At 66.4% G+C, this 18,726-nt stretch carries 16 protein-coding genes; 6 read left to right on the top strand and 10 right to left on the bottom strand.

The window, feature by feature from the left end; all coding sequences use genetic code 11:
* Nucleotides 1–8: 8 nt before the first annotated feature.
* The 4 genes from C8J47_RS18930 (at nt 9) to C8J47_RS12105 (ending at nt 2,140) form a co-directional block, all read left to right on the top strand.
* Nucleotides 9–677 carry a hypothetical protein gene (locus C8J47_RS18930; RefSeq protein WP_183129095.1) on the top strand — a complete coding sequence of 223 codons (669 nt, stop codon included), beginning with the start codon at nt 9–11 and terminating at the stop codon, nt 675–677.
* A gap of 27 nt (nt 678–704) precedes the next feature.
* Entirely contained in the window at nt 705–1,019 is a 315-nt protein-coding gene (locus C8J47_RS18935) for a hypothetical protein (protein ID WP_147454324.1), read from the top strand.
* Between the two features lie 111 nt (nt 1,020–1,130).
* Nucleotides 1,131–1,304, top strand: a complete 174-nt coding sequence (locus C8J47_RS19210) for a hypothetical protein (RefSeq protein ID WP_183129096.1) — start codon at nt 1,131–1,133, stop codon at nt 1,302–1,304.
* 275 nt (nt 1,305–1,579) lie between these two features.
* Nucleotides 1,580–2,140, top strand: coding sequence for a hypothetical protein (locus C8J47_RS12105; protein WP_121885908.1), 561 nt, complete (start codon nt 1,580–1,582; stop codon nt 2,138–2,140).
* A gap of 10 nt (nt 2,141–2,150) precedes the next feature.
* On the opposite strand, the gene creD is transcribed toward C8J47_RS12105, so the two are convergent.
* Together creD and C8J47_RS12115 are read right to left on the bottom strand one after the other, a co-directional pair.
* Nucleotides 2,151–3,518, bottom strand: coding sequence for a cell envelope integrity protein CreD (gene creD / locus C8J47_RS12110; protein WP_121885909.1), 1,368 nt, complete (start codon nt 3,516–3,518; stop codon nt 2,151–2,153).
* Nucleotides 3,519–3,900: 382 nt separating this feature from the next.
* The gene (locus C8J47_RS12115) at nt 3,901–4,791 is read right to left on the bottom strand and encodes a hypothetical protein (RefSeq protein WP_147454325.1); all 891 of its coding nucleotides are present in this window, start codon (nt 4,789–4,791) and stop codon (nt 3,901–3,903) included.
* 596 nt (nt 4,792–5,387) lie between these two features.
* Here C8J47_RS12115 and C8J47_RS12120 point away from each other — a divergent pair.
* Nucleotides 5,388–6,554, top strand: coding sequence for a glycosyltransferase (locus C8J47_RS12120; protein WP_220683374.1), 1,167 nt, complete (start codon nt 5,388–5,390; stop codon nt 6,552–6,554).
* Here C8J47_RS12120 and C8J47_RS12125 read toward each other — a convergent pair.
* The 3 genes from C8J47_RS12125 to C8J47_RS12135 are packed head-to-tail and all read right to left on the bottom strand — an operon-like array spanning nt 6,488 to nt 10,591.
* The gene (locus tag C8J47_RS12125) at nt 6,488–7,399 is read right to left on the bottom strand and encodes a glycosyltransferase family 2 protein (protein WP_121885911.1); all 912 of its coding nucleotides are present in this window, start codon (nt 7,397–7,399) and stop codon (nt 6,488–6,490) included. The two genes, C8J47_RS12120 and C8J47_RS12125, sit on opposite strands and share 67 nt — an antisense overlap.
* Nucleotide 7,400: 1 nt before the next feature.
* Complete coding sequence (locus C8J47_RS12130; protein WP_121885912.1) at nt 7,401–8,573, bottom strand: glycosyltransferase; 1,173 nt, start codon at nt 8,571–8,573, stop codon at nt 7,401–7,403.
* Nucleotides 8,570–10,591 carry an HAD-IIB family hydrolase gene (locus C8J47_RS12135; RefSeq protein WP_121885913.1) on the bottom strand — a complete coding sequence of 674 codons (2,022 nt, stop codon included), beginning with the start codon at nt 10,589–10,591 and terminating at the stop codon, nt 8,570–8,572. The genes C8J47_RS12130 and C8J47_RS12135 overlap by 4 nt, the downstream gene beginning before the upstream one ends.
* Before the next feature lie 426 nt (nt 10,592–11,017).
* Here C8J47_RS12135 and C8J47_RS12140 point away from each other — a divergent pair, with 426 nt between their 5' ends.
* Nucleotides 11,018–13,069, top strand: a complete 2,052-nt coding sequence (locus C8J47_RS12140; RefSeq protein ID WP_121885914.1) for a phosphocholine-specific phospholipase C — start codon at nt 11,018–11,020, stop codon at nt 13,067–13,069.
* Between the two features lie 263 nt (nt 13,070–13,332).
* On the opposite strand, the gene C8J47_RS12145 is transcribed toward C8J47_RS12140, so the two are convergent.
* From C8J47_RS12145 to C8J47_RS19215, 5 genes are all read right to left on the bottom strand, one after another.
* Complete coding sequence (locus C8J47_RS12145) at nt 13,333–14,619, bottom strand: MFS transporter (protein WP_259467569.1); 1,287 nt, start codon at nt 14,617–14,619, stop codon at nt 13,333–13,335.
* A complete protein-coding gene (gene manD / locus C8J47_RS12150) occupies nt 14,613–15,824 on the bottom strand; it encodes a D-mannonate dehydratase ManD (protein WP_121885915.1) in 1,212 nt (403 codons plus the stop codon). The genes C8J47_RS12145 and manD overlap by 7 nt, the downstream gene beginning before the upstream one ends.
* Before the next feature lie 397 nt (nt 15,825–16,221).
* The gene (gene uxuA, locus C8J47_RS12160; protein ID WP_121885917.1) at nt 16,222–17,394 is read right to left on the bottom strand and encodes a mannonate dehydratase; all 1,173 of its coding nucleotides are present in this window, start codon (nt 17,392–17,394) and stop codon (nt 16,222–16,224) included.
* Between the two features lie 100 nt (nt 17,395–17,494).
* Nucleotides 17,495–18,292 (bottom strand): FadR/GntR family transcriptional regulator, encoded by a 798-nt coding sequence (locus C8J47_RS12165; protein WP_121885918.1) that lies wholly within the window; start codon nt 18,290–18,292, stop codon nt 17,495–17,497.
* Nucleotides 18,293–18,576: 284 nt separating this feature from the next.
* A complete protein-coding gene (locus tag C8J47_RS19215) occupies nt 18,577–18,714 on the bottom strand; it encodes a hypothetical protein (RefSeq protein ID WP_183129097.1) in 138 nt (45 codons plus the stop codon).
* Nucleotides 18,715–18,726 lie beyond the last annotated feature (12 nt).

Genomic DNA, 18,726 nt, shown 5'->3' on the forward strand with positions numbered 1-18,726 from the left:
TTGGGTCAATGCGGCATATCGGCACGAACGACTGTAACGGCGGGCGGTATCGATGTTCGGACACGTTTCAAACGGCAGGGAAGTTCCCGTATGATTATCGTCCGGTGCAAGAACGATCCGCAGGTCGCGCCGGAAGACCGGGTATCGTGATCGCCGTATTCGCCGTGACGCTGCTTGCGGCCTCCCCGCCAGCAGCGGCCTTTCCGCTAGATTGCGCCTATGTGGCGCGGGGCGGCGAGTTGGAACCACACGGACCCTGCGCACGGATCGAGGATGACGTCCCGCATATAGACCCCGCACATCTCGCCCGGATGACCTTCGAAGGCGGCCTGGCGGAGATCCGGATAGGCGGTGCCGGAACCGGCGGCGGGATCGCCTATGTCAGGCGCGACGGGCGAGCCGTGAGCGTATTCATCCTCGACAACGGCCCGGACTATTTCAGGGAAGGGCTGGTACGCGGACTTCGCCACGGCAAGCTCATCTATTATGATCGCGCCCTGCGTCCCGTTATCGTGACCGGATACGACTGGGGCTATCCGTTCGATCATGGTCGGGCCGAGGTCTGCACCGGATGCAAGGAGCAAAGGCTCGACGACGAACATTCCACTATGGGCGGCGGACGTTGGGCCGTGATCGACCGCAAGGGGCGTGTGCGCGCTTCAGCGCGCCGACGATGATGACGGTGCGGCGTTCTACACGACCGTATGAGCCGTCCTATCCGCGCAGGGATAGGACCACGCCTTCATCGAAACCGTAAAGCCGCCGGTTGCAGTGATCCGATCGCCCTCGACCGCGAAAAAGGCGTAGCGCGGCGGGTCGGGCCAGCCGTAAAAATCGTTTTCGCGCACGATCCATCTTGCCCCGTCGACATCCGCCACTGCGACAGTAGCATCGCCGAACCTCCCAAAGACGGGGTGCGCGGCGACAATGGCGGCTTCGTTCGTGGACGGACGACGCCAGACAACGATACGCCGCCGACATTGCAGGAACCTGAACAGGAACTGCAGATCCTCGAATAGGCTTTGCCAAAACCATCCTCGGCGCCGGCCTCGTGGCGCTTACCCAATAGAAGGCGCAGACGCATTGCCACAGCGGTCTTTCTGTTTGCGTGCGTGACTCGGTCACGGGGTATGCCGCTGTATACGCCAAGCCTGCGCCGTTCTGCAAAACGGCTCGATGCCGACCGTGGTTATCTGCCCGTCAGTAAGTCGGTGATGATCGGCTCGTCGGACTCAGGTGCCAGCCTCGCCGATGGGTTCTGCCACCGCGAATTGTTTGCCGCAGTCCCCAGCGCGTGCTTCTGATCCCGTCGGCGCGGCTGTAGGCTGCGGAAGTTGGTAATTTGGGTCGAACGCCTGCTCGCGCTCAAACCGCCGCCCGTATGCCCCCCCCGTCGACAGGATACGCGACAATGCCTGCTCTTGCTGCCGCTGCTATCTGCATCGCTGTAACCCAACCGTCCTCGCCCGGCGAGGCGCTGGAAATTCCGCCGATGACGCTGCCCGCGTTACCGAAACCGGGACGTGTCGCCGCCTCCGCAGCTGGCTTCGCCCCGCCCGGGTGGAAGGTGGAACGATCCGTGCGGGCCGATCTCGACAAGGACGGCCGTCCCGATATCGTCGCGGTGCTGAGGGGCGCGGACAAACGTTGCGTGATCGGTAATGATCACGGAGCAGGGCCGCTCGATACCAACCCGCGCGTGCTGATCGCTGCGGTTGGTGCTCCGGCCGGATACACGCTGCGGGTCGTCAACGCCGCGGTCATCCCGCGGTTGGAAGATCCGTATATGGACGATCCGCTTGGCGAGGACGGCCTGACGGTTAGCGCTGGCATAATCCGTCTTCGGCTGGGTGTCTGGCGCAGCATGGGCGGCTGGGGGACCAGCACCAACACCCTGTCGTTCCGCTGGGACGGCGCACACTTCCGGCTCGTCGGCTTCGACCGCGACTACACCCACCGCGGCAGTGGCGAGACCGAATTGTTCAGCGCGAATTATCTGACCCACCGGGCCAAGGTGACGACCGGCACGATCGAGGACGAGACTCCCGGCAAGGTCCGCTGGAAGACCCTGCCCGCGCGTCCGATGCCGACGCTGGACACGATCGGCGACGCCCTGGAATTTGCGGAATCGCAGCGTTGAGACCTATCGTCTAGCCGAGCGCGGCATCCTCTTCGTCGGATGCCGCGACGCCACCCCAGTCGATCCGACGGGTGGCGTACATCACGCCCGCCAGCGCAGCGAACAGCATGCCCGAGCCGATCAGCAGCGAATAGGCTTCGAGGCTGAGCAGAACGTAAAGGACCGCGTAGAGCCCGGCGAGCAGCGCCGCGACCACGCCCGCGCGCCGCCAGCTGTGCAGGATCGCCGCGGAATAGCTGCTGATCAGCGCGACGACCGCGAGGCTGGCGACCAGATAGGCGCCGAGGAACCCGATCACTTCAGCGAGTGCCAGCAGCAGAATGAAGAACAGCACCAGTCCGGCACCGATCAACAGATAGGCGACACCCGGCACCGGCGCGCCGCCGATGATGTCGAACATCAGCAGTGCGAGGAATGTAAAGCCGATGAACATGAAGCCGTATTTGGTCGAGCGATTGACCTGAGAATAGAGATTGATCGGATCGAGCAGCCCGATCGTCACCGCTTCGTCCGCCCCCATCTCCTGCTCGCCGATCGTCACGACCGGCCGGTTCAGCGCAAGATTGCCGATCTGCCAGTTCGCCGGAAACGCCGATGCTCCTGGTGTCCGGTTCGGCAGGAAGGCCCCGGTGAACGACGGGTGCGGCCAGGCGGAGATCGCGTCGATGCTGGTCTGTTCGGCAGAGGGCAGGAACGAGAGTTCGTCGCTGCCACGCAGATCGAACGCGACATCGAACATCAACGCCGCGTTTGCTACCCCGACGCCTGCCGCGATCGGCCCCCGCCCGGTGAAGCCGCTGCCGCTCGTCGTCGCCAGGCTGGCCCCCGGGATCAACGGTAGCGTCCGGCCGTCGACGCGGATCGCCGGCCGCGACCCCGCCAGTCCCTTGGCGTTGCCGATCCCGACGCGGATCTCCGCATCCGCCAGGCGCAGGCTGTCCGGCGGGATGTTCAGTGTCGCGAAGTCGGGCAGGCGAAACTGGCCGGCGATCTGGACGCGCGAGCGATAGACCACCGCTTCGTAGATCGAGCGATGCCGCCGTTCCGCATCGATCCTCGTGCGGATCGCCGAGCGCGTCGGCGCGACGAACAACAGTTTGTCCTCACGATCGGTCCGTCGGACGGTGCGCCCGCTTTCGACCGCATCGCGCGTCACCACGCGGCTGAACGGAATGACCAGGAACGGCCCGGCGATGCGCTGCGGGCCACCCCAACCCTCGACGATCGACGTGCGCGCGACCTGCGACTGGCTCTCGCGGTCGTAGACCAGCAGGTAGGTGGCGAAAAGCGGTATGGACAGCAGCAGCCCCAGCAGGATGGTCATGGCGAGCTTGCGCCCCGGCGTCGTGCGCTTCGACGAAGACGAAAACTTGATCATGATACCCCCGGCGGTCTCGACCGCTGTTGAAGATATTGAATTGGACGTCGCTGTTCGTCAATCGGAAGTGGTTCGTGCGAATCATCGCGACCTCGAGAGAAATATCCTTGGGCACCACCATCAGTGCATACTGATCGGTACCTTGGTTCCCGAAATGACATCGTTTCTGCCGACCGCGCTCGCCGCGAACGGCCGACGGCATGGGTACGGCGCGCTTGCCGATCGTGGAGGAAAGCAACGTCGAGGTCGACGGCGCTGTCGTACTGCAACCTTGCGCATCTCCGCGTAGCTCGGCGTGATCAAGGTGAGCCGCGAAGTAGACACGGCCCCGCTGCCCGCTGCTCTGACAGAGGTGCCGATTGTCGCGCCGGCGTAGCGGCGTTCACCGCTCAGGCTGCATCGCGCGCAGCGCACGCGTCCACAGCCAGGCCATCATCAGGCAGCAGAGGGTCAGCGTACCGCCAAAAATAACCGACAATACCTGGCCGACATCGTCCGCGGCGGGCATACGCCCCTCCAGCGCCATGCGCCGCAGCAACACCGCATTCTCGGCCAGTTCCAAGCCGTGCTCCCGCATCCTGGAGCGCATCCACGTCGGCAGGCGCGCCATCGAAAGTGCTCCGTCGATCGGCGGGACCGGCGGATCGGCCCCGGGCCCGGCTCCGCTGGCGGGATAGCTTGCCAGCATCATGACGGTGACCGGATCGGTCGGGGATTGGCCGGGCGCGCGAAGCGGCAGGTAATAGTCCTCGTAGCTGCTCGTTCGCGTATTCCAGCGCCGTAGCCATGCCTGATCGTAACCCGGCAGCGCGTCGGCTAGCCGTGCATAGCGTGGCATCTCGCCCTCACCTTTGCTGGCGAGTGCCGCTATCGTCAGCCTTGGCAACGGCTTGCCCGCGTCGGGTGGCGTCCGGCCGAAGAGGACATAGCCCGCCGTAGCGGCTAGGGCGAAAACCCCCGCCGCCAGAAGCGCACCTGCGCGGTTGCGGCGCAAGGACCGCGCTTTCTGCGTGGTGGTGGGCAAGCGCGACCGCCAGTTTGGATTGCGTTTCGGATCGAGCGCGTCCTGCATGCCGCACAGAAACGAGCGTTCCGGACGGCGGGGAAGCCGCCGCAGGACCGCATGCGGCAACCACAAGGTCAGCGCGACCACGGGGAGCCCGGCCACCGTGACGCTATCGTGCCCGAACAGACGATTGACGAGCCCCTCGCTCCAGGCGAACGGACCGATCTCGAAGATCGCACCAAGGATCAGCATGGCCACGCTTGCCAACAGACCGAGATAGAGGGCCCAAGCACCCAGCCTTGCCTGTGCGGAAACTAGCGCGTCGCCTGGCAAAGACGCGGAATCGTCCGCTGCAATGGCCGACCATGCGGCCTTGGTCGCCGGCTGGTTTTGATGCGGGTTCGAGTTCGGGGGTCGCATCGTAAAAGTCTATCGCAGTTCCATCCACGAGCAAGACCAGCGGTGATAGTAGGACATGTCCTGCCGGCGACCATTGATCGTCAGCATGATTACGCTGCAACAGGCTACCAAACAGGCCGCCCGCAAGCTTAGCGTGCGTTTTCGAACATACTCCCACAGGTCCCCTAGAACCAACCGTCATCGGCTTCGAATTCGGGACAAAACATGAGCGGGGATATTGCTACGGGCAGCAAACTTGCGTCGAACGCGCAGTGCGGTCGACAGTGATGAGCAGCGCGGTGACCGCACAAGCCCAACGCCTTCCTAGCTGGCCGCAAATAGGTCCCGCGTGGCACTGGCTGCTTGACGTCGGCCCGGTGTCTTATTCGAGGGTTCCAGACAAGTCGGTTCGAGCGCGCGCTCGACGTCCGGGCACAATCCTTTCGGTCGTGGGTTCCTCCGCTATGACACTCCACGACTTCGACAGCAGCACGACGACCACCGATGACGGTTCGGTCGAGGCGGCCCATCGCCACGCCCCCTTGCGGATCGCCGTCATCGCCCATCTGCGGCATCCGATCGCTATGCCGTTCATGGGGGGCATGGAAGCGCATTGCCATCAGCTGGTCACCGCGCTGGTGGCGCGCGGGCACGACGTCACGCTGTTCGCCAGCGGCGACAGCGACCCGACGCTGCCTCTGCACCCGATCGCCGAGCGCCACTATGAAGCGGTCCTGCCCTGGGCGCAGTGGCACGGCACGCCGCAACTGACCGCGTTCCAGGATGCGGCGTTCGGGCGGGCCTGGGAGGCGATCGGCGCGGGCGCGTACGACATCGTCCACAACAACACGATGCACCCGACGCTGCATGTCCTGGCGAAGCGCGACCGCACGGCAATGGTGACGTCGCTCCACGTGCCCCCGTTTGCCGGCCTGGCGAACGCGGTCGCGGATACCAGCGCGGACTGGTTGCGGCAGACCGTGACGTCGCACGCGCATCTCGCAACATGGTGGACGACGCCGCCGGCCACCGTGTCGGTGGTTCACAACGGCATCGATACGGCTCGGTGGCGGTTTCACGCCGTCGGCGATGGCAGGGCGATCTGGGCGGGTCGCATCACCCCGAACAAGGGCACCGCGGTCGCACTCGAAGCGGCGACTCTGGCCGGGATCGAGCTGGACGTGGTCGGGCCGATCGACTGCATGGATTATTTCACCGACCGGGTGGCACCGCTGCTCGATCACGCCCGCGTCTATCGCGGCCATCTCGGCGGCGACGCGCTGGTCGAGGCGATCGGCACGGCATCGGTATTGCTATCGACGCCGATGTGGGACGAGCCGTTCGGGCTGATCGCCGCCGAGGCGCTGGCATGCGGCGTGCCCGTTGCCGCGCTGGATCGCGGCGCGATGCGCGAGGTGGTAGGCGATTGCGGCGCGCTCGCGACCGACGCCGGCTCGCTCGCGCTGGCGATCGACCGTGCTGTCGCGATCCCGCGCGCTGCATGCCGCGACCGTGTGACCCAGCTGTTCTCGCTGACCGCGATGGTCGAGGGCTATGAACGCGCCTATGCGGCCGCGATCGCTGGCGCCCGCGCCTCGAGTTGCGCGAGCACCACGGAGGTACTCGCATAGGGCTGGTCGACCTGTTGCCGGGTCAGGGCGAGATCCTCCTCGGACACGGTGCGCAGCCGCACATGCTCGCCTTCGCGCAGCGTTATCAATCCCATGAGCGTGAAGGCCTTCAGCCAATGCTCCATGGTGAAATGCCCCCATTTGTCGCGAAAGCGCGCGGCGTTGGCGATCACGCTGTCGACATGATGGACCGGGGGCATGTGGTGCGGATGATATTGGTGATAGACGCGCGCGCCGCGTACCCAGTGGATCGGGATGCCCGCGGTCATCGCGACCCGGCCGAAATCGGTGTCCTCGCCGCCATAGCCGACATAGCGCTCGTCGAACCCACCGAGTGCGAGAAACGTCGCGCGCCGCATCGCGAAGTTGAGCGACCAGAAACAGCGATAGTCGGTGCAGTCGCCCAGGGCCTCGACCGGAGGCCCTGCCCGCTCGGAATGCTTGACGCCGAGCGCGGCGAACCGCGCGAAATCGAGCCCCTCCGCGGTCGCACCCGATGGCAGGTACAGCACCTCCCCCATCAGCACCGCATCGACCGCCCGCAGCTGCGCCAGATAGTCCGCGACGAGCGATGGTGCGGGGATGCAGTCGACGTCGAGGAAGATCAGTTGTTCGCCCTGCGCCGCCCGCGCCGCCGCATTGCGTGCCGCGGCCAAGGGGATGCCGTCGGCGCCGATCATGATCTGCCGGATCGGAAACCGCGTCTCGGGCAGGTCGTACGCGTCGGCCTGCATCACCGCGATCACGAGCTCGTCGGGCACCGTCGTCTGCATGTCGAGCGCCCGGACGACATTGGCGAGGTGGGCCGCACGGCCATGCGCGAGGGTACAGATCGAGACGGTCATGTCAGGCTTTCACATGGTGGGTAGAGGGTGCAAGTTCAGTTGAGGCAGATGCAGGGTCGAGAGGCAGCGCAACGACCGGCTGCGCCCAGGCATCGTCCGCGACCTTGGCGAGCCACGATGCCGCGTCCCGTGCGGCATTAGCGGCATAGAGCGCGTGTTGACGGGACAGGTCGAGCGTCGCTGCACGGGCCCAGGCGTCCATCCACGCGCCGGCATGCGAGGGCCAATGCTCGAGCATGGTCGCCGCCCCGGCTTGGTCGAGCGTACGCGCCTTCCAGAGCTGTTCGTCGAAATAGCGCCATTCGGGAACGACGATCCATGGCCGGCCGATCGCCGCGATCATGTGCACCGTCGTATTGCCCGCCGACGATACGACCCGGTCTGCCGCCGCGATATACAGCGCCGGCGTGTCGACCCACCCAAGATGCCGCAGGTTGCCGGGCGCCGTTGCGTGCCACTCCTGCTCGACCGCGCCGATTGTCAGCCAGAGCGCGTCCGGTTCGGCGCGCGCGCCCAGCGTGAGCGGCGTCGCGGGCGTACCATTGCCACCACCGCCAGCGACGACGACGACGATCTCGGCGGCGAGCGGCAGGCCGAGCGCGGTCCGTGCAGCGCTCCGGTCGATCGAGTCGATCTCCACCCCGACGCCGGGGGCGTAATGCGTCTTGGCGAGCATCCAGTCCGGCCGCCCCGGTTGCTCGAGCGATGCCGAATAGGGCGCCAATATGCCCAGCGCGGATTCATACGCCGCCATGTGCCCGGCATCGCTGCGGTCGCCGTGCTGGAGGACACTGACGCACGGGACCGACGCGATCCGTGCCAGCAGCGCGAGTTCCGCCGAGACGTCGGTGACGAACAGCGCAGGGCGGGCCGCGTCGAACCAAGTCGCGATCGTCGCGACCGCATGCGTGATGCTCTTCCACCCGAGCGGCGCGCAGTGAAGGCTGGACGGCGTGCGGACATTCGCCAGCCCGATCGGCTCGTCGCCCGTCACTTCGAACAGCGACGGGATCGTGCGGATCGTCACGTTCGACGCGAGCGGCGGGAAGATGTCGGCACGCGCCGAGAACAGCACCACCGGCCGGTCGGAAGGCAACGCGTTGACGATCGCCGCTGCGCGCTCGGCGTGGCCGCGCCCCTGATGGTGGACGAAATACCCGATCGGCCGCGTCATGCCGCGCGTTCCATCGCGAAGGCACGCATGCCCTCGACGATACCCGCGGCATGCGCACCCCGCGCGAGATAGATGGTGGGGCGTCCGACCAGCCCGGCAAGCTCGCTGCTGTGATTGGCGACGAGAATGCCGTTGCGGCAGATCGAGAGCATGTCGAGATCGTTACCGCTGTCGCCCGCGGCATAGACATGATCGCGCGCGATCCCCAGCTTGCCTGCGACCCACGTCATCGCCGCGCCCTTGCCCGCGCGCTCGGGGACGATGTCGAGCAGGCGGCCATGGCTGTGGATGACGCGTACCGGAAGATCGGCCACCGCCGCACGGATGGCCGCGACCACCGCAGGCTCTTCGGCGAAATAGCTGCGCTTGTGACGTCGCTGCTCGACCGCCGGCTGACGCTCGACGCCCGCCAACCCGCAGACTCGCCGGTCGACCGCATCGGCATTCCAGCCTGAATCGATATGGGCGCTATAGTCGGCATCGGCGATCAGCCGCGCACCATCGCGCCAATAGATCTCGGCACCGACCGACGTGACGAGGACCGCGGGTGCAGGCTGCCCCCATTCCCCGAGCAACCGCTCCGCTTCCTGCAACGACCGCCCGGTCGCGACCCCGAAGGCGAGGTTCGGCTGCGTCTTCAGATACGCCGCCATGCTGAGCGCGCCGACCGTGCATCCGGTCAGCGTGTTGTCGATATCGCACAGCAGCAGCCGCGACGGTCGCGGCTTCACCGTCCGGATCGCGCGAAGACCATCGACGATCGCGACGAAGCGCGCGGCATAGCCGTTCCAGTCGAGCATCCGGGCGTTGACCCGCCCGGCTCGGGAGGCACGCTTCCAGGCGATCCGATCGTCGAGCAGCGCGTTGATCGCGGCGGCAAAACCGGCGTGATCGCGCGGGTCCGCGACCGACCCGTGCCCTAGTCGTGCGACGATGTCCGCGGGACCGCCATGGCAGGTCGCGACTACCGGCAAACCGTGCAGCGCTGCTTCGGTCAGCGTCAGACCATAGGGTTCGGTCAACGCGGGATTGACGAAGACGCCGCCCGTTTCCTGCGCAAGCGCATAGAGCGAGGCGACATCGCCCGCGGTATGGCGCTTGGGCAAGGCGAGCGTCCCGTAGAGGTCGTGCCTGTCGAGCCCGGCCAGCAGCCCACCGATGACCGCCCGCTGTTCGTCCTCACCCGTGTCGGGCCCGTCGCGCAGCCCGGCGACGATGACGAGATTGGCGCGATCGCGGAGCCGCGCGTCGGACGCGAACAGATCGATCAGCCCGACCAGGTTCTTCTTGGCGACGGGACGCGCGATGGCGAGGATAATCGGCTTGTCGGGTGCCCGCAGGAACGGCGCGATCAAGGCCCTCGCTCTGGTCGGGTCTGCCGGTGCGCTATCGGCGAGGCCCGCGCCGGGCGGCACGCAGTGGATCTTCGCCGGACACGCCGATGGATACAGCATCAACTGCCGTTCGGCCTCGTCGCGCGAGGACGCGATGATCGCGTCGGCGGCGGCGATCGCCCGATCCTCTTCGGCGATCCGCGGCGCCAGCGTCCGGTTCGAGCCTGACGAACACCCTGCCTTCTCGATGCCGAGCGAATGCGCAGTATAGATGAAGGGGATGCCGAAACGCTCGCGGACCAGCATGGCGACGTCGGCAGCGTCGGCGAAGTGCGCGTGGATCACATCGGGCCGCAGTTCGAGCGTCTCGATATGGTCGATCAACGCCTGCGCGAAGGCCGGGCGATCGGCAGCGCCGGTCCCCTTGCCGAGATAGCGACGGTTCGCAGTCGCGATGCGCCGAATCCCGAGCTTTGCCGACACCGGCTCGTACGGCACGGCGTAGGCGACGCCTAGGTCATCGTCTTCGATCAGTCGCGTGACGATCTCCACCGAGTCGACATCATCGCGAGCCGACAACGCCAGCGCTGCCCCCAGCGTGTAGGTGATATGTCCGCCGGTGTCCTCGGTAAGGCCAAACTCGATCGGCGGCCCCTTCAAACATCCACCGAGGGCGATCGCCATAATAAACAATAGAAATTAACCCCAATGCAAATGTCTTCAAGACAGACCGATACCGTCGGCTGTTAACGCATCGTTCAGTTTGAAGGTTGCGCAACGCGACGCCATTTGCCGAGTAAATCATCTTAACCGAAATTAGGTCGTTTTCCGGCCGGAGCGCCGTCTCGCTTTTGCGATCACGACGGCCGCGATGTCTGGGAACGTTCGGCTTGCTAGTCGGGACATAAGTGACTGCGCCGATGGACTTCGCCTGCGTCTTCGGCTTTCCAATCGCTCCCCGCGACACCGCCTTAAAGTGCGGCGAAGCGGCTCTCAGTGTTTGAGCATATCAGCCGCCGTTATCGTCGCGTGAAGGCCCGCGCTGCGCTATTCGGCGCGGGTCCGCGAAGACTCGGCGCTCGCCGGGCTCGACCTGATGATGGAGCCACGATGATCGACCATCCCACCCGCCGGACGCTGATCGGCGCCGGGCTTGCCGCCGCCACGACGGGCGTGCTGCCCGGTACCGTCTCGAGCGCGATCGGGCGGGCGCTCGCGATCCCCGCCGACGTCCGCACCGGCACGATCGCCGATGTCGATCATGTCGTGATCCTGATGCAGGAAAATCGCGGCTTCGATCATTATTTCGGCACCTTGCGCGGTGTCCGTGGCTTTGCCGATCCACTACCCATTCCGCTGCCGGAGAACCGTGACATCTGGTCTCAGGAAACGGCGGACGGCCGCCACGTCGCCCCGTTCCATCTGTCGACCGAGGAGCATTTCGCGCTGATGCGGATGGCGGGCACGCCGCATACCTGGCCCGACGCGCAGGCGGCGTGGGATCACGGCCGGATGGCGCGCTGGCCCGCGGCGAAGACCGAACGCTCGCTCGGCCATTACGCGCGCGCCGACCTGCCCTTCCAGTTCGCGCTCGCCGAGGCATTCACGATCTGCGACGCGTATCACGCGGCGATCCAGACCGGCACCAACACCAACCGCATCATGCTGTGGACCGGCACCAACGACCCCGCCGGCACGCACGGTGGCCCGGCGATCGGCAATTCGCACGACAGCCTGCCCGCCGATGGCGGCTGGCCCGAGGGCTATCGCTGGACCACCTATCCCGAGCGATTGCAGGCCGCCGGCATCGACTGGCGGATCTATCAGGACATGGCGGACAATTTCACCGACAACCCACTGGCCGGGTTCGCCGCCTATCGGGGTGCCGCGCCCGGCTCGGCGCTGCACGACCGCGCGATGACCACGCACGGGCTCGACCGGTTGCGCGCCGATGTCGTCGGCGGGACGCTGCCGCAGGTGTCGTGGATCATCGCGAATGCGGCCGGCTCCGAGCATCCCGGCCCGTCAAGCCCGGCGCAGGGTGCCGCCTATACCGCCGCGGTGCTCGATGCGCTGACCGCCGATCCGAAAATCTGGGCACGGACCGCGCTGTTCGTGATGTTCGACGAGAATGACGGCTTCTTCGATCACGTGCCGCCGCCCGCCCCGCCCTCGCCCGACGCCGGCGCGCCGGGCGGTTTCGCGGGCGCATCGAGCATCGCCACGGCCGCCGACTATCATCATGTCGCCAGCCCCGGCGAGGCGAAGGCCGATACACCCGAATGTCGCGGCCGGCCCTATGGTCTGGGTCCGCGCGTGCCGTGCTATGTCGTCTCACCATGGAGCCGCGGCGGCTGGGTCAATTCGCAGGTGTTCGACCACACCTCGGTGATCCGCTTCCTCGAAACGCGCTTCGGCGTGGCGGAGCCCAACATCTCGGCGTGGCGCCGTGCGGTGTGCGGCGACCTCACCTCCGCGTTCGACTTCGCGCGCGCCAACGGCGCAGCCCCTGCCCCGCTGCCCGACCCGCGCGCGACAGCCGCACGCGCCGCCGCCCTGAAGGGGCAACCCGATCCGCGCGCGCCCGCGGCCGGTGCGCGCCCGCCGCAGGAGCCGGGTATCCGGCCCTCCCGCGCGCTCCCTTATGATCTGGACGCGACAATCGCGCGGATCGACGCGACGGGCATCACACTCGACCTCGCCTGCCGCGGCGCGCCGGCGGTCGTCCACGTCTACGATCGCCACCGGCTCGATCGTATCCCACGGCGCTACACGCTCGCCGCCGGTGATCGCATCGCCGCGACATGGCCTCTCGACGACGAAGCGCGCTACGATCTGTGGCTGCTCGGCCCGAACGGCTTTCATCGCCACTTCGCCGGGCAGAAGACCGCCAAGGCCGTGTCGTGGCGGCTGGATCCGGCGCGCGAAACGCTTTCGGTGACGGTTCCGCCGGGCCTGAAGGCGGTATCGCTGCGCCATACCGGCGCGCATCGCGGCTGGCGTGGCGACGGGCGGCCTCATCCGTTGTCGCTCGCCGAGACCGGCGGCTGGTACGATATCCTCGTCACCGATCCCGCCGATCCCGCCTTCCGCCGCCGCATCGCCGGAAGACTGGAAACCGGCCGCACGTCATGGTCCGAACCGCCACTCGCACGCGCTTGACGACCGCGACGCGTGGCGCGTGGCGATCGCGCACGACGGGGCGCTCCAGCGAGCGGCGACCCCGCGCAGACCGTCGACCGACAATTGCGGCGCCGCGGCATCGGCCCGGTTGAAGACCTCGCGGTTTACTTCAAACGTGCCTGACGGATCGTGCGCGCATAAGAGCCAAGAACCGGTCGCGCCATTCGACCGTTCCGCGATAGATTTCGCCACACTCCCGGCCCCCTCGCGGTCACCGCACGATCAGGCCGGGTCGCGCGGGCTCAGGCAAGGCGTTCCGGATCGACGGGCGTATACTGCGGTACGAGCAGGTGGATCACCAGCAGCGCGACGAAATAGGCACAGCCAGCCACCACGAAGATCGGCCCATAGCTACCGACACCCGCCAGGATCGTGCCCGCGAACTTCGCCATCAGCATCCCGCCGCACGCGCCCGCCAACCCGCCGAGACCGATTACCGATCCACCCATGCCGCGCGGGAACAGGTCACCGGGGATCGCGTACACATTGGCGGAGAAGCCCTGGTGACACGCACACGCCAGGCCGATCGCCGCGACCGCCCACCACAATCCCGGTGCCTGTGCGGCAAAGATGATCGGCAGGGCGAACAACGCGCAGGCGAACAACGCGGTCTTGCGCGCACGGTTCGGCGTCTGGCCGCGTGCCAGCAGCCGCGACGAGAACCAGCCGCCCGCGACCGATCCGACATCGGCCAGCACGTACACGGCGACCAGCGGCGGACCGAAATCGAGCATCTTCACGCCGTATTGCCGGTTGAAGAAGTCGGGCAGCCAGAACAGGAAGGTCCACCACACCGGATCGATCAGGAACCGACCGAGCATATACGCCCAGGTCTGCCGCAGCCGCAGCAGCGTACGCCAGCGGACCGGCTTCGCGGCCGGGACGGGATCGGCCTCGATCCACGCCAGTTCCTCGGGCGTGATGCGCGGATGCTTGCGCGGCGATCGGTAGAAGGCGAGCCAGGCGACCAGCCAGATCACCGTCAGCGCGCCGGTCGCGATGAACGCCATACGCCAGCCGAACGTCACCGCGATCACCGGCACGATCAACGGCGTGAGGATCGCGCCGACGTTCGAGCCCGCGTTGAAGATACCGATCGCCAGCGCACGCTCGCGTTGCGGAAACCATTCGTTCGCGGCGGCCAAAGCGGCGGGGAACGCGCCGGCCTCACCGATCGCGAGCGGGATGCGCGCGAAGATCATCATGCCGGCGCTCGTGAACAGCGCGTGCGCGACATGACCGATCGTCCACAGCGTCACCGCGACCGCATAGCCGATCTTCGCGCCGACCCGGTCGACGAACCGCCCGAACAGCACATAGGCGATGCCGTACGCCGCCTGGAACGCGATCGCGAGATCGGCATAGCCCTGCTCGCTCCAGTCGTAGCGCGCCTGGAGTTCGGGCTTCAGCACCGGCAGCACGAGCCGGTCGATATAACTCAGCGCGACCGCGGCGAAGAGCAGCGCACAGACGATCCACCGCACCTTCCCGCGGGGTTTCTCGGTTGCTGGCGTGGCCGAGTTCACCAGCTGCACAGCGTGCCATCCTCGAGACGCGCGACGGGGAGGTAGGCGCGCTTGTAATCGTAGGTCGCGGCAAGCTCCTCGTCGATGTCGACGCCGAGCCCCGGCGCCTCCCCCGGATGCATCATGCCATCGTCGAAGCTGTACGCATGCGGGAAGACCGCATCGGTCTCTTCGGTATGCGGCATATGCTCCTGCACGCCGAAATTGGGCACCGACAGCCCAAAGTGCAGCGCCGCCGCCATCGCCACCGGCGACAGGTCGGTCGCACCGTGGCAGCCCGTCCGCACCTGGTACAGGTCCGCGAGCGACGCGATCCGGCGCAGATGCGTGATGCCGCCCGCATGCACGACGGTCGCGCGGATATAGTCGATCAGCTGGTTCTGGATCAGGTCCTTCGCGTCCCAGATCGAGTTGAACACCTCGCCGACCGCGATCGGCGTCGTGGTGTGGTGACGGATCAGCTTGAACGCCTCCTGGTTCTCCGCCGGTGTCGGATCCTCGATCCAGAAGAGGTTATACGGCTCAAGCGCCTTGCCGAGCCGCCCCGCCTCTATCGGCGTCAGCCGGTGGTGGATGTCGTGGAGCAGATGCACATCCCAGCCCATCGCCTCGCGCGCGGCCTTGAACAGTTCGGGGACGACACGCAGGTATTTCTCGGTCGACCACACGCTCTCGCTCGGCAGGTCGGCATCGGCGGGTTCGTAGCGCGCGCCGTGCTTGGCGACGCCGTAGGTCGAGGCGAGCCCCGGTACGCCGCATTGCAGCCGGATCGCCTTGTACCCCTTCGCCTGTTCCGCCTTAGCGACCGCGATCGTGTCCTCGATCGTGGTGCCGTTCGCGTGCGCGTAGACCATGCACGCATCGCGCGCCGCGCCGCCGAGCAACTGGTACACCGGCATCCCCGCAAGCTTGCCCTTGATGTCCCAGAGCGCGGTATCGACCGCCGCGATCGCCGCCATCGTCACCGGGCCGCGGCGCCAATACGCACCCTTGTAGAGATACTGCCAGACGTCCTCGATCCGGTGCGCGTCACGACCGATCAGGCACGGCACGACGTGATCGGTCAAATAGCTTGCGACGCTCAACTCACGGCCGTTGAGCGTAGCATCACCGAGCCCGGTGGTACCATCGTCGCATTCGATCTTCAGCGTGACGAAATTGCGCCCCGGACAGGTAACGATGACTCGGGCGGAAACGATTTTTGGCATCGATGGTCCTCCAGGGACTTTCGGTGAGGATGTTCGGGCATCAAGCGGTTGCGCTGGTCATAGGGGCCGAGGGCGACGTCGCCGGCGCGACCTCCTGCCCGATCGTCGCAGGCATCAGGGTGTTGCCGCAGTCACCCGGCGGCGTGGCTGCAGAGCCAAGGCCGTGCGCGATCGCTTCGATCTGATGCCGGACACCGTGATCTCCTATCGTAAACGCGACAATCTTCCGAGCCGCCGCTGATAGCGATACCATGACGGACCGCCCGCGATCATGTCAAACCAAAAGCTGGGTTGACGGCTGACCAGTGCGATCGCTCCGATAGGCGGCATATCGATCGTGACGACTCCTGACCGCAGTGACGCTCCCCCGCTATCGCCGAGGCATCGCCGCCGTCCATCAGACCGGCGCTTTGCCGTACGCCAGACCCAGCTCCAACCCGCGCAGTTCCGCGAGCCCGCGAAGCCGTCCGATCAACGAATAGCCGGGATTGGTCCGCTTGTTCAGATCGTCGGCCATTTGGTGGCCATGATCGGGACGCATCGGCAGGCTGCGGCCCGTCCGTGCCTGCAAGGCCGCCAGCTCGGTCATGATCGCCGGCATGTTCGCATCGCCCGCCAGATGCGCAGCCTCGTGAAAGGCACCGCCAGGCTCGCGTTGCACCGACCGCAGGTGGACGAAACCGATGCGGTCGCCGAGCCGCCGGACGATGCCCGACAAGTCGTTGTCCGCGCGCGCGCCGAACGAGCCGCTGCAAAAACACAGGCCGTTCGCGACCGAAGGCACCGCTGTCACCAGCGCGCGCACGTCCGCCTCGGTACTGACCACGCGCGGCAAGCCGAAGATCGGAAACGGCGGATCGTCGGGATGCACCACCAGCCGGATGCCTTCCGCTTCGGCAACCGGACACACCGCCTCCAGGAACGCGATATGGTTCGCGCGCAGCGCCGCCGCGTCGACTTCGGCATAAGTCTCGATCTGCTCGAGCAGTTGCGCCGAACTGAAGCTCTCTTCGCTGCCCGGCAGCCCGGCGATGATCGTCCGCTCGAGCGTATCGCGCGCGGCGGCGTCCATCGTCGCGAACCGCTCGGCGGCGCTGGCAACCAGCTCGGGCGCGTAATCCCGCTCGGCATTCGGGCGACGCAGGATATGGATATCGTAGGTGGCAAGCGCCTGAAGCTCGAACCGCAACGCGCGGGCACCGTCGGGCAAAACCCAGCTCAGATCGGTCCGAGTCCAGTCGAGCAACGGCATGAAATTGTAGGTCACAACCTCGACGCCCTGCCCCGCGAGATTCCGCAAGCTGGCGATATAGGCCGCGATCAGCCGGTCCCAGTCGCCTGTGCGCCGCTTCAGATCTTCGGCGACGGGCAGGCTTTCGACCACCTTCCACTCGAGGCCAGCCTCTTCGATCAGGATCCGGCGTGCGGCAATCGCGTCCGTCGTCCAGACGTCGCCATTGGCGACCTCGTGCAAGGCCGTGACGATTCCGGTCGCACCGGCCTGCCGGATGGCCTGGAGCGGCACCGGATCGCGCGGGCCAAACCAGCGCATGGTCTGGGTCATCATCATTCGCCGATCATCCCGTCCTGTCCGCACTACGTTGGCGCCCCATCATAATAGCAGCGATCTAATTGGTCTGACAACTTGCAAGCGCCGGCTTGCGCGCGTTTCACGATCTGGCGCTGCCGCCATAGCGTTGCCGGGTGCCCGCAAGCGCCAGCCGTGCCTGTTCCATCGCCATTTCCTCGGTCTGGAACAGCAGGTGATCCATCACCGATGTCAGATGCCCGCGCATCGCCGCGCGCGCGCCGACGGCATCGTGCGCGCGCAAAGCATCAACGATCGCAGTGTGTTCGGCGATGACGGGGCGCACCTTGGCGTTGCGCGCCTTGGCGTGAAGAAGCGCGCATTCGGGCGATGTCGATCGCAGATGCCACAGATCCTCGATCGTCCGGACGACACCGGCATTTCGGGTCGCCTTCGCGATCGCCATATGAAAATCGCGATCGGCGATTTCGGTCACTTCGACGCGCGTATTTTCGGTCGTCATCGCCTCGACTAGACGGTCGAGCACATCCAGTTCCGCGTCCGTAATCTGCGCTGCGGCGAGCGCGGCCGCCTCACCCTCGAACATGATCCGGGCCTCGGTCAGTTCGAACGCGGTGATCGCGAATCCGGGCTCCTCCCCCTGCCCCGGCAACCGACAGACATAGGCTCCAGAGCCGACGCGCACTTCGATAAAGCCCTGCACTTCCAAGGCTATGAGCGCTTCCCGCACGGCCGGACGGCTTGCGCCATATTCGATAGCGAGTTCTCGTTCCGCGGGCAGCCGGTCGCCGATCGCATAGGTCCCGGCGGTCAACTCTTCGACCAGGCGCCGCGCGATACGCTGATATAGGCGATCGTTGGCCAGGACGTCGTATGCTCCAGCTCTTACCGGTCCATTGCGAGATACAGATTTCGCCATCGGACTTACCAATCCCTTTGTCATAACAATGTCTACAACGACCCTCGAAGAAAGCGAGCACCGCCACGTCGATGCGGGTCGGGAGCCGAGTCCGCGGATCGACGTACCGCGGGCTCGGGCTGGACACCGAACGCAGCCGCGGAAAGCATTGCAAATGCGGGAGCGCTCGTCGAGGAACGACGCGATACGGCCTGCGCCATCAGATCCGCTCATCGTGGAGCCGCAACGGCGGCTTAAAATCTCGTCGCCGAGCTCGCCCTGCACCCTGCGCCGATTCACAGGGTTCACGACCAAGATGCCTGCCAACACCACAACGATATACCGATCGTCCGCGACAGGTCGCTCGCGCCGTAGATCGCGCCGCGCCGGTCGCTATCGGGGATCACCGGCGCATCGGCGATGCGGGGAAGATGGGTGAGCATCCTGATGACGGT

Source organism: Sphingomonas sp. PP-F2F-G114-C0414, assembly GCF_003688595.1.
GTDB lineage: Bacteria > Pseudomonadota > Alphaproteobacteria > Sphingomonadales > Sphingomonadaceae > Sphingomonas.